This window comes from Achromobacter sp. CF-sbj1-Ac2-l (genome assembly GCF_052698165.1).
Map to the genome: position 1 here is coordinate 1,523,069 of NZ_CP199855.1, position 13,703 is coordinate 1,536,771.

At 67.4% G+C, this 13,703-nt stretch carries 10 protein-coding genes; 7 read left to right on the top strand and 3 right to left on the bottom strand.

Going from position 1 to position 13,703, the window contains the following annotated elements; genetic code table 11:
• The first annotated feature begins 41 nt into the window (after positions 1-41).
• The 6 genes from ACUDCK_RS06940 (at position 42) to ACUDCK_RS06965 (ending at position 7,082) form a co-directional block, all read left to right on the top strand.
• A complete protein-coding gene (locus tag ACUDCK_RS06940; RefSeq protein WP_175167608.1) occupies positions 42-2,543 on the top strand; it encodes a TonB-dependent siderophore receptor in 2,502 nt (833 codons plus the stop codon).
• A gap of 148 nt (positions 2,544-2,691) precedes the next feature.
• Entirely contained in the window at positions 2,692-3,324 is a 633-nt protein-coding gene (locus tag ACUDCK_RS06945) for a DUF4198 domain-containing protein (RefSeq protein ID WP_054501487.1), read from the top strand.
• A gap of 23 nt (positions 3,325-3,347) precedes the next feature.
• Entirely contained in the window at positions 3,348-3,629 is a 282-nt protein-coding gene (locus tag ACUDCK_RS06950) for a DUF3649 domain-containing protein (protein ID WP_006389389.1), read from the top strand.
• The gene (locus tag ACUDCK_RS06955; RefSeq protein WP_175167609.1) at positions 3,626-5,335 is read left to right on the top strand and encodes a PepSY-associated TM helix domain-containing protein; all 1,710 of its coding nucleotides are present in this window, start codon (positions 3,626-3,628) and stop codon (positions 5,333-5,335) included. The genes ACUDCK_RS06950 and ACUDCK_RS06955 overlap by 4 nt, the downstream gene beginning before the upstream one ends.
• Before the next feature lie 6 nt (positions 5,336-5,341).
• Positions 5,342-5,665, top strand: coding sequence for a DUF3325 domain-containing protein (locus tag ACUDCK_RS06960; protein WP_054501485.1), 324 nt, complete (start codon positions 5,342-5,344; stop codon positions 5,663-5,665).
• A gap of 64 nt (positions 5,666-5,729) precedes the next feature.
• The gene (locus tag ACUDCK_RS06965) at positions 5,730-7,082 is read left to right on the top strand and encodes a tryptophan--tRNA ligase (RefSeq protein ID WP_054501484.1); all 1,353 of its coding nucleotides are present in this window, start codon (positions 5,730-5,732) and stop codon (positions 7,080-7,082) included.
• Between the two features lie 90 nt (positions 7,083-7,172).
• Here the strand turns inward: ACUDCK_RS06965 and ACUDCK_RS06970 are convergent, their stop codons facing one another.
• Positions 7,173-7,676, bottom strand: coding sequence for a hypothetical protein (locus ACUDCK_RS06970; protein ID WP_054501483.1), 504 nt, complete (start codon positions 7,674-7,676; stop codon positions 7,173-7,175).
• Positions 7,677-8,000: 324 nt separating this feature from the next.
• Positions 8,001-10,379 carry an RNA-binding transcriptional accessory protein Tex gene (gene tex, locus ACUDCK_RS06975; RefSeq protein ID WP_144654992.1) on the bottom strand — a complete coding sequence of 793 codons (2,379 nt, stop codon included), beginning with the start codon at positions 10,377-10,379 and terminating at the stop codon, positions 8,001-8,003.
• 228 nt (positions 10,380-10,607) lie between these two features.
• Here tex and ACUDCK_RS06980 point away from each other — a divergent pair, with 228 nt between their 5' ends.
• Positions 10,608-12,695 carry an ATP-dependent DNA helicase gene (locus tag ACUDCK_RS06980; protein ID WP_054501481.1) on the top strand — a complete coding sequence of 696 codons (2,088 nt, stop codon included), beginning with the start codon at positions 10,608-10,610 and terminating at the stop codon, positions 12,693-12,695.
• Positions 12,696-12,816: 121 nt separating this feature from the next.
• Here the strand turns inward: ACUDCK_RS06980 and ACUDCK_RS06985 are convergent, their stop codons facing one another.
• Positions 12,817-13,605, bottom strand: a complete 789-nt coding sequence (locus ACUDCK_RS06985) for an outer membrane protein assembly factor BamD (protein ID WP_054501480.1) — start codon at positions 13,603-13,605, stop codon at positions 12,817-12,819.
• Between the last annotated feature and the right edge of the window lie 98 nt (positions 13,606-13,703).

A 13,703-nucleotide genomic window follows, 5' to 3' on the forward strand; every position in this document is an offset into this window, starting at 1 on the left:
GGAAAGGCAGAGATAGAGACCTACGTACAAGGGAGTTTTTCGTGTCCGCTTCATCTTGCCCGCGCCTGGGCGCATCCTTGACCGCCGGCCGTCTGGCCGTGCTCGCCGCCACTTGCGCCGGCGCCTGGCTGGCCGCCGCGCCCGCCGCCTGGGCGCAAGCCTCGCCCGCCGCGGCCCAGGCGCCGCGCACCTATCAGATCGCCGCTGGCCCGCTGGGCGATGCGCTGACCCAATTCGCGCGCAGCGCGGGCGTGGTGCTGTCGTTCGATCCGGCGCAGGTGCGCGGCTTGCGGTCCGAAGGCCTGAACGGCGCCTATCCGGTGGGCGCCGGCTTCGCCCGCATCCTGGCTGGCAGTGGTCTGCAGGCGCGGGCCCAGGCCGGCAATTCCTGGACGCTGGTGGCGGCGCCCTCCGGCGACACGCTGACGTTGGCGCCGGTGACGGTGTCGGCCAGTTCCCTGAGCGCCTTCGCGCCGACCGTGGGCTACGTGGCCGGCGCCAGCGTCAGCGCCACCAAGACCGACACTCCGCTGATCGAGACGCCGCAATCGGTGTCCGTGGTCACGCGCGAGCAGATCGCGGAGCAGGGCGCGCAGACGCTGAACCAGGTGTTGCGCTACACGCCCGGCGTGGCGACCGAAACGCGCGGCGCGACCGCCACGCGGCTGGACCAGTTCAGCGTGCGCGGCTTCTCCGCATCGACCTACCTGGACGGCCTGCGTGTGTTCGGCGGGCGCGATGCCTTGCCGCAGGTGGACGCCTATCGTCTGGAGCGGGTCGACGTGCTGAAAGGGCCGGCCTCGGTGATGTACGGGCAGGGCGGCCCCGGCGGCGTGGTCAACCAGGTCAGCAAGCGGCCGCTGGAAGAAGCGCTGCATGAAGTCGAGCTTCAGGTTGGCAACTACGATTACCGGCGCGCCAACTTCGACTTCGGCGGCCCGCTGGACGCAGAGGGCAAGTACCTGTACCGCCTGGTGGGATCGGGCTACATGTCAGACGGCCAGATCGACCACACCAAGGAGCGCCGCTACTTCGTCTCGCCGGCCTTCACCTGGAAGCCCAACGGCGACACCTCGCTCACCGTGCTGACGAACTTCCAACGCGATCCCGACATGGGGTCGTATGGCGCCGCGCCGCCGATGCGCACGCTGCTGTCGGCGCCGGACGGCATCCGCCTGTCGCCACGCTACTACGATGGCGACGCCAATTTCGAGAAGAGCGACCGCAAGAGCTATTCGCTCGGCTACGTGCTGGACCACCGCTTCAGCGATGCCCTGAAGGCGACGCAGAGCCTGCGCTGGACCCATTCCGACGCCAAATACCGCAGCATCTATGGCGCGTCCAGCCGCTTCTACGGCTACACCGACAGCCGTTACCTGTACCAGCAGCGTGCCGCGATCGCGACCGACGTCGAGGTCGGCGCGCTGACCATCGACAACAACCTGCAGGCGCGCTTCGATACCGGCGCCTTCGGCCACACGGTGCTGCTGGGCTTCGACTACCAGCATGTCAAGACCGACACGCTGTCCGGCTTTGGCAGCGCGCCCGCGCTGAACGTGATGAACCCGGACAACCACCAGGACATCCCGGTGCCGGCGTTCTCCACCGACGCCACCACCAAGCAGTACCAGACCGGCCTGTACTTCCAGGACCAGATCAAGATCGACCGCCTTTCGGTGCTGCTGGGCGGACGCTACGACTGGTCACGCAACGTCGGCGAGAGCACCGCCATCGCCACCGGCCGCACCACGCCCTCGTCGTTGCGCGCGGAGGCCTTCACCGGCCGTTTCGGCGTGATCTACAACTTCGACAACGGCGTGGCGCCGTACTTCAGCTACTCCGAATCGTTCGAACCGCAGTCGGGCACGGGCTGGAACAACGCGCCCTTCAAGCCGATCGAGGGCAACCAGTACGAGGTCGGCATCAAGTACCAGCCGCCGGGCAGCGCGACGTTGCTGTCGGTGGCCGCGTTCGACATCCGCCGCGAAAACATGCTGACCACCGATCCGGACCCGACGCATCTGTGCGGCACGTCCAACGCGCGCTGCCAGATCCAGTCCGGTGAATTGCGTACGCAGGGCATCGAGCTGGAAGCCAAGACCGAACCGCTGCGCGGGCTGACACTGATGGCGGGCTATTCGCTGCTCGATAACGCCTATTCCAAGGCCAATCCAAGCACCTCCGGGCTGAACCTGAAGGGCAAGGCGCCGGTGGGCGTGCCCTCGCAGCAGGCTTCGGCCTGGGCCCGCTACCAGTTGCAGGGCGGTGCGCTGGCCGGCCTGGGCGTGGGCGGCGGCGTGCGCTACATCGGGTCGTCGTACGGCGACGAGGCCAACACCGTGAAGGTGCCGTCAGTCACGTTGTTCGACCTGATGCTGGATTACGACCTGGGCCGCGTGTCGCCGTCGCTCAAGGGCATGCAGGTGGCGCTGAACGTGCAGAACCTGTTCGACAAGGAATACATCGCTTCTTGCTCGGGCGATTCCTGGTGCTGGTACGGCTACCAGCGCTCGATCAAGGCCAGCCTGCGTTATCGCTGGTAGGCCGGACGGCCCGTTCGCGGCGTAGCCGTGGACGGGCAGGCACGCAAAGCCTCACATCGTAGTGAGAATGGTTATAATTCAGACCCTTGCCGAGAGAGAGCCGTCGCGGGGCGGTTCCAGACCGGCATTCACAACAGGAAGATCGACAATGAAATTCGCAAGGACTTTGGCAGCCATCGCGCTGCTGGGCAGCGCCGGCGCGGCGCAGGCGCACTTCGTCTGGCTCGAGCGGGCCGACCAGGGGGCGGCAAAGGCGTACTTCGGCGAATGGGCGGACGACCTGCGCGAAAAGCGCGACGGCCTGCTGGGCAAGGTCCTGGTGGCGCCGGTGGTGACCGGTGCCGACGGCAAGGCGCTCAAGGCGTCGGCCGAGGGCGCGGATTTCGTCGAGTTCGCCGCCAGCGGCAAGGGCGACGTGCGCCTGTCGCAGCCGATCCAGTTCAAGGACACGCTGATGCAGTACGGCGCCAAGGCCGGCCGCGAAGACACCCAGGGCAAGCTCGACCTGGAACTGGTGCCGGCCGCCGCGGGCAGCAACACCTTCGTGCTGCAGTTCAAGGGCAAGCCGCTGGCCAAGACCGAGGTCACCGTGTTCGGCCCGCCCAAGTGGGAAAAGCGCTTGCGCAGCGACGAGAACGGCCGCATCGAGATCACCACGCCGTGGCCGGGCCAGTACGTGCTGGAAGCCGCCCACGTCGAGGACAAGGCCGGCGAGGCCGATGGCAAGGCCTACGCCAGGATCCGCTACGTTTCCACCCTGACCTTCAACGTGACCAAGTGAAAGCTCCCGCAGCCGGCGCAGGCATGATGCGCTACCGTCTGGCCGTGGCCTCGCGGGCCCTGGCCGCCATCCTCGGCGGCTACGGCCTGGCCTCGGCGGCCGCGGCCTGCCTGGCCGTCTGGCTGCCCATGCAGCGCGCCGACGCCGTCGTCACGGCGCAGATGTCGGCCTTCGTGGTCTACACCTGTGGCGTCATCTGGGTGTTCGCCACCCGCAACGCCTGGCGCGCCTGGGCCGGCATCCTGTTGCCGGCGGCGCTGTTCGGCGGCCTGTTCCTGATCGGTCGCATGGTGGGGGGCGCATGAAACCCAGCACCGGAAAAGCGCAAGGCGAAGAGGGCCTGCGCCAATCCATGTCGTGGCTGCACACCTGGTCGGGCCTGATCTTCGGCTGGGTGCTGTTCGCGATGTTCCTGACCGGCACGCTGTCGTTCTTCCGTCCCGAGATCACCCGCTGGATGCAGCCCGAGATCCAGGCGCAGGCCGCGCCCACGCTCGAATCCGTGGCCATGGCGCAGCGCTACCTGGCCGAGCACGCGCCCGACGCCAAGCGCTGGTTCATCACGCCGCCGACCGATCGCGAGCCGCTGATCCAGCTGCTGTACCAGGTGCCCAAGCCCAAGCCGGGCGAACGCGGCTTCGTGCGCGCCAAGCTTGATCCGCGGACCGGGCAGGCCGTCAGCGGGCGCGAAACGCGCGGCGGCGACTTCTTCTACCGCTTCCATTTCGAACTCGAGATGGCGTTCCCGTGGGGACGCTGGCTTGCCAGCATCGCCGGCATGTTCATGCTGGTGGCCATCATCAGCGGCATCATCACGCACAAGAAGATCTTCGCCGACTTCTTCACCTTCCGCCCCAAGAAGGGCGGCCAGCGGGCCTGGATGGACGGCCACAATGCGCTGTCGGTGCTGGGGTTGCCGTTTCACCTGATGATCACCTTCAGCGGCCTGGTGCTGTTCATGGCCATGCTGATGCCCGCCGGCATCATGGCGGTCTATGAAAACCCGCGGCAATATTCGGATGACGTGTTCGCGGCATTCAAGGTCACGCCGCCGCGCAACGAGGCGGCGCCCCTGACGGCGCTCGCACCGTTGGTGGAGCAGGCGCAGCAGCGCTGGCATGGCCGCGTGGGCCGCGTCACGGTCAACAATCCCGGCGATGCCGGCGCCACGGTCACCGTCACCCGCGATGCGGCCGATGGCGTGTCCTACGGCCGCCTGGCGCCCTACATGCGATTCGATGGCGTCAGCGGCGCCTACCAGGAAGGGCAGGACGAACTGAGCCCCACCGTGCGCACCGCCGGCGTGGTCGTCGGCCTGCACCTGGGCCTGTTCGCCGAGCCGCTGCTGCGCTGGTTCTATTTCCTGGTCAGCCTGGCGGGCACGGGCATGGTCGGTTCCGGCCTGGTGCTATGGATCGCCAAGCGTCGCCAGAAGGCGCGCCCCGGTGCGCGCGAGGCCTTCTCGCTGCGCCTGGTGGACGGTTTGAATGCCGGCACCATCGCCGGCCTGTTCATCGCGGTCGCCGCGTTCTTCTGGGCCAACCGGCTGGTGCCGGCCGAGCTCCCGGGTCGCCAGTTGTGGGAAGTGCGCGCGTTCTTCGCCGCCTGGGGCCTGTCGCTGGCATACGCGTTCCTGTTCCCGAAGCGCAAGTGGGTGGATCTGCTGAGACTGGCCGCCATTTCGCTGGCGCTGGTGCCGGTGGTCAATGCCTTGACCACTTCGCGTCACCTTGGCGTGTCGCTGGCGGCGGGCGACTGGGTCATGGCGGGATTCGACCTGACCTGCCTGGCGGGCGCGTTGCTGCTGGGCTGGATAGCGCGCAAGGCTGCCCGGGCGCGCAAGGCGCCGGCCAGGGGCGCTGCCAAGACGCCCGTCCGTGCTCGCGCCGACACGGCCGCTGAAGCGTCCGCGCCCGCCGCGGCGCAAGTGCAGGCCCGGACCCGTCCCGCCGAGTCATCCGTCCCGACGCCGCCGCATTCCCCTTCCGAAGCCGCCTATGAATCGAGGTGATACGCCATGACGCTCGCCGCCTTCTGCCTGGCCTATGCGGGGTTCTCCGCCCTGTGCCTGGGCATGGACCGTCACTACGAAGACCTGTTCGACCGCGCTTTGCCACGCCGCCATCGCGTGCCGTTGCGGGTCTTCGGCTGGCTGGCGCTGGCCCTGTCGCTGTGCGCCTCGGCCGCAGTCTGGGGCTGGAGCTATGGCACGGTCGAATGGATCGGCATCCTCAGCATCGCCGGCCTGCTGCTGATCTGGTTCCTGACCTTCCGGCCGCGCGCCGCGCTGACGGCCGGCGGGGTGTGCGCGCTGGCCGCGCCGCTGCTGGCCGTCCTGTAACCACGGCGTCGCCCGCGCGGCACGTTACACTGGGCGTTTCACCAAGCAAACGCCTGCATCGTCCATGAACACCCGCGTCCTTACTGGCATCACCACCTCCGGTACCCCCCACCTCGGCAACTACGCTGGCGCGATCCGCCCGGCGGTCCAGGCGAGCACGCAACCGGGCGTCGACGCGTTTTTCTTCCTGGCCGATTACCACGCCCTGATCAAGTGCGACGACCCGGCCCGCGTGGCCCGTTCGCGGCTTGAAATCGCCGCCACCTGGCTGGCGGTCGGGCTCGATCCCGAGCGCGTGACCTTCTACCGCCAGTCGGACATCCCGGAGATCCCCGAGCTGAGCTGGCTGCTGACCTGCGTCACGGCCAAGGGCCTGATGAACCGCGCGCACGCCTACAAGGCCTCGGTCGACCAGAACGTGGCCAAGGGTGTGGATCCCGATGACGGCGTGACCATGGGCCTGTTCTCGTATCCGGTGCTGATGGCGGCGGACATCGTCATGTTCAACGCCAACAAGGTGCCGGTGGGCCGCGACCAGATCCAGCACCTGGAAATGGCGCGCGACATCGCCCAGCGCTTCAACCACCTGTACGGCCGCGAATACTTCACGCTGCCCGAGGTCGCCATCGAAGAGGACGTGGCCACGTTGCCGGGCCTGGACGGCCGCAAGATGTCCAAGAGCTACAACAACACCATCCCGCTGTTCGAGGGCGGCGCCAAGGCGCTGCGCGCCTCGATCATGCGCATCGTCACCGACTCGCGCGAACCGGGCGAACCCAAGGACGCCGAAGGCTCGCACCTGTACACCATCTACCGCGCCTTCGCCACGCACGAACAGGCCGCGGCCTTCCGCAAGCAACTCGAGGAAGGCCTGGGCTGGGGCGAGGCCAAGCAGGCGCTCTACGATCACCTGGAGAACCTGCTGGCGCCTATGCGCGAGCGTTACTTCGACCTGATGGCCAACCCCGGCCGCATCGAGGACGTGCTGCAGGCCGGCGCCGCCAAGGCGCGCAAGCTGGCGGTGCCGATGATGCGCGAGCTGCGCGAGGCCGTGGGCCTGCGCAACCTGAACGCGCAGGCGCCGGGCAAGGACGCGCCGGCCAGGAAGGAAAAAGGCAAGGGCGCGCGTTTCGTTAGTTTCCGTGACGAGGACGGCGGCTTCCGTTTCCGCTTCCTGGCCGCCGATGGCGAGGAGCTGCTGTTGTCGCAACGCTTTGCCGATCCGAAGCAAGCCGGCGCGCTGATGCGCCGCTTGCAGGCGGAGTCCCCCGAGGCTCTGTTGCAAGCCACGGCTGAGGGCCTGACTGCGGTACTGGACGGCGTCACCGTGGCGACGGCGCCGGCCGGCGCCGTCGGCGACGCCCAGGCGCAATTGGCGAAGACGCGCGACGCGTTGCGCTCGATGGCTCAGGAATAACGCCGCGCAGGCGGCAAGACAAGGGCGGCGCCATTGCGCCGCCCTTGTCGTTTTTGTTCTCCAGGAAAGGCTTGCCGCGCGTCGTCGCCGTTAGCGTGCGTTGGCGGAAACGATGCGGCCGTCGCGCACCTGGAATCGTTGCGCGCTGCCCTGGCCCGCGATTTCCAGCATGTCGCCTTCGGAATAGCCTGTCACGTTGGGGCAGTCGAGCCACTCGGGGTTGATGAACGGAAAATACTTGAGCGTGCCGCTGCCCTGGCTGACGAAATCGAACGTGGTGTTGGCCACGACTTCCGGATCCCATTGGCTGGCATCGAAGGTCAGCGCACAGCCGGCGCCGATGCGGTAGGTGATGCTGGCGCCCATGCTGGCGAATCCCAGCGCGCCCACGTGCAGTTGCGCGCCGTTGGCCAGCTCGATGACCCGGTTGCCCAGGCGTTCCAGCGTGATGTGTTTGAAGGTGACTTCGGCGCCATCCACGGTCAGGTGGGCATATTGGCCGAGAGTGACCTCGTTGTAGGCGCCGCTCGGGCTGGCTTCCTTCTTGGTGATGATTGCCGTTTCGTTGGCGGCAAGCGTAATTGTGTTGCGCATGGCGGGACGGATCTCCGGTGTCTCTGGTATGGCGCTGTTTTTCTTGTGCTTCGACCTGATAGACGTTTGCGCCGCAGCTCGCCTGCTCATGGGTTTGCTTCCGCCGTGCGTGCCCGATCCGCCGGCTTATTATTTAGACACAATTCGATATTTTCTCTTATTTTTGTTGCATCCGGCTTGAGACAACGCAAGGAGGGGCGGACTTTGAGGGAAAGTCCTTAGTTGAATGACAACCGTGAATGACAACCGGCGCATGTGCGCCGGTTGGTGAGACTTGGGCAGGCCGCCTGGCCGGCTCCTGCGGGGAGCGGCCAGGGGAGGGGCTCAACGCTTGAGCTTGGCGAATGCGTCGGCCATGGCGCTGTTCATTGCGCCGCTCCCGCCGGCGTTGCCGCGGCCGCCGTCGCCCTGCGGGCGGCGGCCGCCACGATCGCCGCCCTTGGGGGCGTCAGCGCCGCGCCGGGCGGGCACGGCGGCGTCGTTCATGCGCATGGTCAGGGCCACGCGCTTGCGCGCCACGTCCACTTCCAGCACCTTCACGCTGACGGTCTGGCCCACGCGCACCACGTCGCGCGGATCCTTCACGAACTTCTCGGCCAGCGCCGAGATGTGGACCAGCCCGTCCTGGTGCACGCCGATGTCGACGAACGCGCCGAAGTTGGCGACGTTGGTCACCACGCCTTCGAGCACCATGCCGGGGTACAGGTCGTTGAGCGTCTCGACGCCTTCCTTGAACTGGGCGGTCTTGAACTCGGGACGCGGATCGCGGCCGGGCTTTTCCAGTTCGGCGAAGATGTCGCGCACCGTCGGCAGCCCGAAGCGCTCGTCCGTGAAATCAGAGGGCGACACGCCCTTGAGCGCGTCGCGCTGGCCGATGATCTGCTTCACCTCGGCCTTGATCTTGGCCACGATGCGCTCGACCACCGGATACGCCTCCGGGTGCACCGACGAGGCATCCAGCGGATTGTCGCCGTTGGGAATGCGCAGGAAGCCCGCGGCCTGCTCGAAAGCCTTGTCGCCGAAGCGCGGCACCTTGCGCAGTTGTTCGCGGGTGGGGAAGGCGCCGTTCTCGTCGCGCCAGGCCACGATGTTCTTGGCCAGCAGCGAGTTCAGGCCCGACACGCGCGCCAGCAGCGCGGCGGAGGCCGTGTTGACGTCCACGCCGACCGCGTTCACGCAGTCCTCGACCACCGCGTCCAGCGAACGCGCCAGTTCGCGCTGGTTGACGTCGTGCTGGTATTGGCCCACGCCGATGGCCTTGGGATCGATCTTGACCAGCTCGGCCAGCGGATCCTGCAGGCGGCGCGCGATCGACACGGCACCGCGCAGCGTCACGTCGAGATCAGGGAATTCCTGCGCGGCGGTTTCCGATGCCGAGTACACCGAGGCGCCGGCCTCGGATACCACCACACGCGTGACCTTCAGGTCGGGGAAGCGTTCCTGCATGTCGCCCACCAGCTTCTCGCTTTCGCGCGATGCCGTGCCGTTGCCGATCGCGATCAGGTCGACCTTGTGGCGCGCGACCAGCGCGGCCAGGGTGTTGATGGTGCCCTCACGGTCGCGGCGCGGCTCGAACGGGTAGACAGTGGTGGTGTCGACCACCTTGCCGGTACGGTCGATCACGGCCACCTTGCAACCGGTGCGGATGCCAGGGTCCAGGCCCAGCACGGCCTTGGGGCCGGCCGGCGCGGCCAGCAGCAGGTCTTTCAGGTTGGCGGCGAATACGCGGATGGCCTCGGCCTCGGCGGTCTCGCGCAGGCGGCCGATCAGTTCGCTTTCGAAAGCCGTCACCAGCTTGACGCGCCAGGTCCAGCGGCAGACTTCGCCCAGCCAGCGCGCGCGCGGCGAGGCGTCGAGGGCGAACAGCCCATTGCCCAGCTTCAGGAAGCTGGCGATGCGCGCCACGCAGGGATGCGGGGTTTGCGCTTCGAGTTCTGCTTCCAGTCCCAGGCGGATTTCCAGCACGCCTTGCTGGCGGCCGCGCAACAGCGCCAGGATGCGATGGGACGGCAGCGTGCGCAGCGGCTCGTTGAAGTCGAACCAGTCGCGGAAGTTGGCGCCTTCGGTTTCCTTGCCGTCGACCATCTTGGAATAGAGATAGCCGGTGGACCAGAGGTGCTCGCGCATGTCGGCCAGCAGGTCGGCGTTCTCGGCGTAGCGCTCGGCCAGGATGTCGCGGGCGCCGTCCAGCGCCGCCTTGGCGTCGTTGATCGAGGCTTCGGGATTCAGGTACTGCGCGGCCAGCGCGGCCGGGTCGCAGGCCGGGTCGGCCAGGATGGCGTCGGCCAGCGGCTCCAGGCCGGCCTCGCGGGCGATCTGGGCGCGCGTGCGGCGCTTGGGCTTGTACGGCGCGTACAAGTCTTCCAGGCGCTGCTTGGTGTCGGCGCTGGCGATTTCCTGCTGCAGTTCGGGCGTCAGCTTGCCTTGCTGCGAGATCGATTCGAGGATCGCGCCGCGGCGTTCTTCGAGTTCGCGCAGGTAGCCCAGGCGCACTTCCAGGTTGCGCAGGACGGTGTCATCCAGGCCGCCGGTGGCTTCCTTGCGGTAGCGCGCGATGAACGGCACGGTGGCGCCGTCGTCAAGCAGTTCCACCGCCGCGGCGATCTGGGAGGCGCGTGCGCCGAGCTCGGTGGCGAGCTGGGCAACGATGCGGGCATTGTCGACGCCGGCGGCGACGTTCGTGATAACGGAAGTTTCAGACATCTCGATACGACGGCAAAAAAGGAAAAACAAGGGGCGGATTGTGCCATAAGCCGTTGTTACAGAACGTGCCAGGGTGGACACATCCGTCCCCATGGGACGGGACGTTTGCGACGCGTTGGGCGGAAAAGCGCAGCGCCAGCGGGTATCATTTGGTCCTTTCCCACCCATTCTGGGTCTGGCGCCCCGACCGTCCACCGGCACGGTCGCCTTCGACGCCAGGCTGTATCCATGCTGGACCTGGACATCTCCGAATTCTTCGCCGAGGACGGCCCGCTCGCGTCGGCCTTGCCCGGCTACAAGCCGCGCCCTTCCCAAGTGGAACTGGCCCAGGCCATCGGCCAGGCCATTCAGGACCGCGCCACGCTGGTGGCCGAGGCCGGCACCGGCATCGGCAAGACCTGGGCGTATCTTGTACCCGCCTTCATCCAGGGCGGCAAGGTGCTGATTTCCACCGGTACCCGCACGCTGCAGGACCAACTGTTCACGCGCGACCTGCCGCGGGTACGGGCGGCGCTGGCGGCCCCGGTGACGGCCGCGCTGCTCAAGGGGCGCGGCAACTACGTCTGTCACTACCATCTTGATCGCCTGCAGGGCGACGAACGCGCCTTGAAGTCGCGCACCGAAATCCAGCAACTGCGCCAGATCCAGGTGTTCGCCGGCATTTCCAAGACCGGCGACCGCGGCGACCTGGCCCAGGTGCCCGAAGACGCCGACATCTGGCAGCGTGTCACCTCGACCCGCGAGAACTGCCTGGGCCAGGAATGCCCGCGCATCCGCGACTGTTTCGTGGTCAAGGCTCGCCGTCAGGCGCAGGAAGCCGACGTGGTGGTGGTCAACCACGCCCTGTTCATGGCCGACCTGGTGCTGCGCGAAGAGGGCGTCACCGACCTGCTGCCCGAGGCCGACACCGTCATCTTCGACGAAGCGCACCAGTTGCCCGACACGGCCACCCGCTTCCTTGGCAGCAGCGTGTCGACGCACCAGTTGCTGGATTTCGGCCGCGCGCTCGAAGCCGCCGGCCTGGCCTATGCGCGCGAAGCCACCAAATGGAGCGACGTCGCGCGGCACCTGGAAACCGCCACGCGCGAATTGCGCCTGGTCTGTGCGCCGCTCGAGCGTCTGCCGGGCCGCAAGGCCACGTTCGAGGCCATTCCCAACGCCGATGAGTTCGATGCCGCGTTCGCGGTGTTGCGCGAGGCGGTGGACATCGCCACCAACGCGCTGGGTTCGGTCGCCGAGCGCCATCCCGACCTGGTGGCCGCCGCCCGCAGCGGCGCTGAAATCGCCGTGCGCCTCAAGCGCTGGGCCACGCCGGGCCGCGACGGCGCCGGCTTCGACGACGAGGGCTGGGGCCGCGACGACCAGGCGCCGGCATCGGCCCCGCAACCGGCGCTGGGCGATGGCCTGTCCACGCCTGCCGCGATCCTCGAAGGCGCGGCCGCGGCGGTGGAATGGACCGGCCCGGCGGTGCGCTGGGTCGAGCATGGCCAACACCATGTGCGGCTGCATTCGGCGCCGCTGTCGGTGGCGCAGGCATTCTCCAAATACCGCAAGCCGGGCCAGGCCTGGATCATGACTTCGGCCACATTGTCGGTGAATGGCGAGTTCACGCACTTCACCGGCCAACTGGGCCTGGATCGCGCCCGCACCGGCAAGTGGGAGTCGCCCTTCGATTATCCCGAGCAGGCGCTGCTGTTCGTGCCGCGCGGCATGCCCGAGCCGCAATCGCCGCAGTTCCTGGACCGCTTCGTGCAGACGCTGCTGCCGCTGCTGGAAGCCAGCCCGGGCGGCACGCTGGTGTTGTGCACCACGCTGCGCGCCGTGGACAAGGTCGCCAACCTGCTGGCCGACGCCTTCGACGACGCCGGCCACGACTGGCCGCTGCTCAAGCAGGGCGAGGGCACGCGCCGCGACCTGCTGGACCGTTTCTGCAAGCTGACGCACCCGGTGCTGGTGGGCAGCGCCAGCTTCTGGGAGGGCATCGACCTGCCGGGCGACGTGCTGACGCTGGTGGCGATCGACAAGCTGCCGTTCGCGCCACCGGACGATCCGGTGATCGAGGCGCGGCTGCGGGCCTGTCGCGCCCACGGCGGCAATCCGTTCTCGGAATACCAGTTGCCCGAGGCCGCGATCTCGCTCAAGCAGGGCGCTGGCCGCCTGATCCGCACGGAATCGGACTGGGGCGTACTGATGGTGGGCGATGCCCGCCTGGTCGAGAAGCCCTATGGCAAGCGCCTGTGGCGCGGCTTGCCTCCATTCGCGCGGACGCGCGAACTGGAAGAGGTGCTGGCTTTCTACCGCCGCAAGCAGGAATAGGGCGGGCTGGCCAGGCAGAAGCGGACCGTCCTGACTCGCACCGCACGAATAGGACCCAAGGACGTCGCCGGACAAAAAAAAGCCCCTCGAGAGATCGAGGGGCTTCCCATACTGTCGGTGTTCAGTTGAACGGATTCCACCAGCTCTTGTCGGCCTTCAGGCCCTTGTCCTTGAACGAGCTGTTGGGAAAGTTCTTGTCGAGCACGCGCTGCGCGTCGTTTTTCAGTTCGGTCATGCCGAGCTTGTCGTAGGACTGCACCATCAGGTAGAGCGCTTCCTCGGTGGCGGGGGCGCCCTCGAAGTCGGTGATGACGGTCTGCGCGCGGTTGGCGGCGGCGATGTAGGCGCCGCGCTCGTAGTAGTAGCGGGCCACGTGTACTTCGTTCATGGCGATGGTGTTGACCAGCCAGGCCACCCGCTTGATGGCATCCGGGGTGTACTTGCTGTCCGGGTAGCGCTTGATCAGGTCATTGAACGCGTCATACGAGGCGCGCAGGCCCTTGGGGTCGCGTTCGGCCGGATCCTGGCCGGTGATGTTGCTCATGAAGGCGCTGGCCGGCGTGAAGTTGATCAGGCCCTTCAGGTACAGCGCGTAGTCGGTGCCGGGATGGTTGGGGTAGAGCTGCTGGAAGCGGTCGATCGCGGCCAGCGCCTGTTCGTTTTCGCCATCCTTCCAGTTGACGTAGGCCAGCTCGAGCAGGGCCTGCTGGGCGTAGACGCCGAAGGGATAGCGGCTCTCGATGGCGGTCAGGCGCTCGCGCGCTTCTTTCCAGCCGCCCGAGGAGATTTCGGCCTTGGCGTCGGCGTAGAGCTGCTCGGCGCTCCAGTTAGTGGTCTTGTCGTACTTGCTGTTGGTCGAACCGCAACCGGCGATCGCGATGACGGCAAATAGCGCGATAACCACGCGCAAAACCGACCCGCTTCGGGAGGCGGGGTTCAAGGGAGCTGCGGAGTGGTGAATCACGAGAATCGTATCCTTGGTGTTAGCATGGCAGGCTGATTATATGA

Bases quoted from the DNA above. Each gene is read 5' to 3' on its own strand.
- ACUDCK_RS06970 (WP_054501483.1), bottom strand. From the start codon at position 7,676: ATGCGCAACACAATTACGCTTGCCGCCAACGAAACGGCAATCATCACC.
- ACUDCK_RS06945 (WP_054501487.1), top strand. From the start codon at position 2,692: ATGAAATTCGCAAGGACTTTGGCAGCCATCGCGCTGCTGGGCAGCGCC.
- ACUDCK_RS06950 (WP_006389389.1), top strand. From the start codon at position 3,348: ATGATGCGCTACCGTCTGGCCGTGGCCTCGCGGGCCCTGGCCGCCATC.
- tex (WP_144654992.1), bottom strand. From the start codon at position 10,379: ATGTCTGAAACTTCCGTTATCACGAACGTCGCCGCCGGCGTCGACAAT.
- ACUDCK_RS06960 (WP_054501485.1), top strand. From the start codon at position 5,342: ATGACGCTCGCCGCCTTCTGCCTGGCCTATGCGGGGTTCTCCGCCCTG.
- ACUDCK_RS06965 (WP_054501484.1), top strand. From the start codon at position 5,730: ATGAACACCCGCGTCCTTACTGGCATCACCACCTCCGGTACCCCCCAC.
- ACUDCK_RS06980 (WP_054501481.1), top strand. From the start codon at position 10,608: ATGCTGGACCTGGACATCTCCGAATTCTTCGCCGAGGACGGCCCGCTC.
- ACUDCK_RS06955 (WP_175167609.1), top strand. From the start codon at position 3,626: ATGAAACCCAGCACCGGAAAAGCGCAAGGCGAAGAGGGCCTGCGCCAA.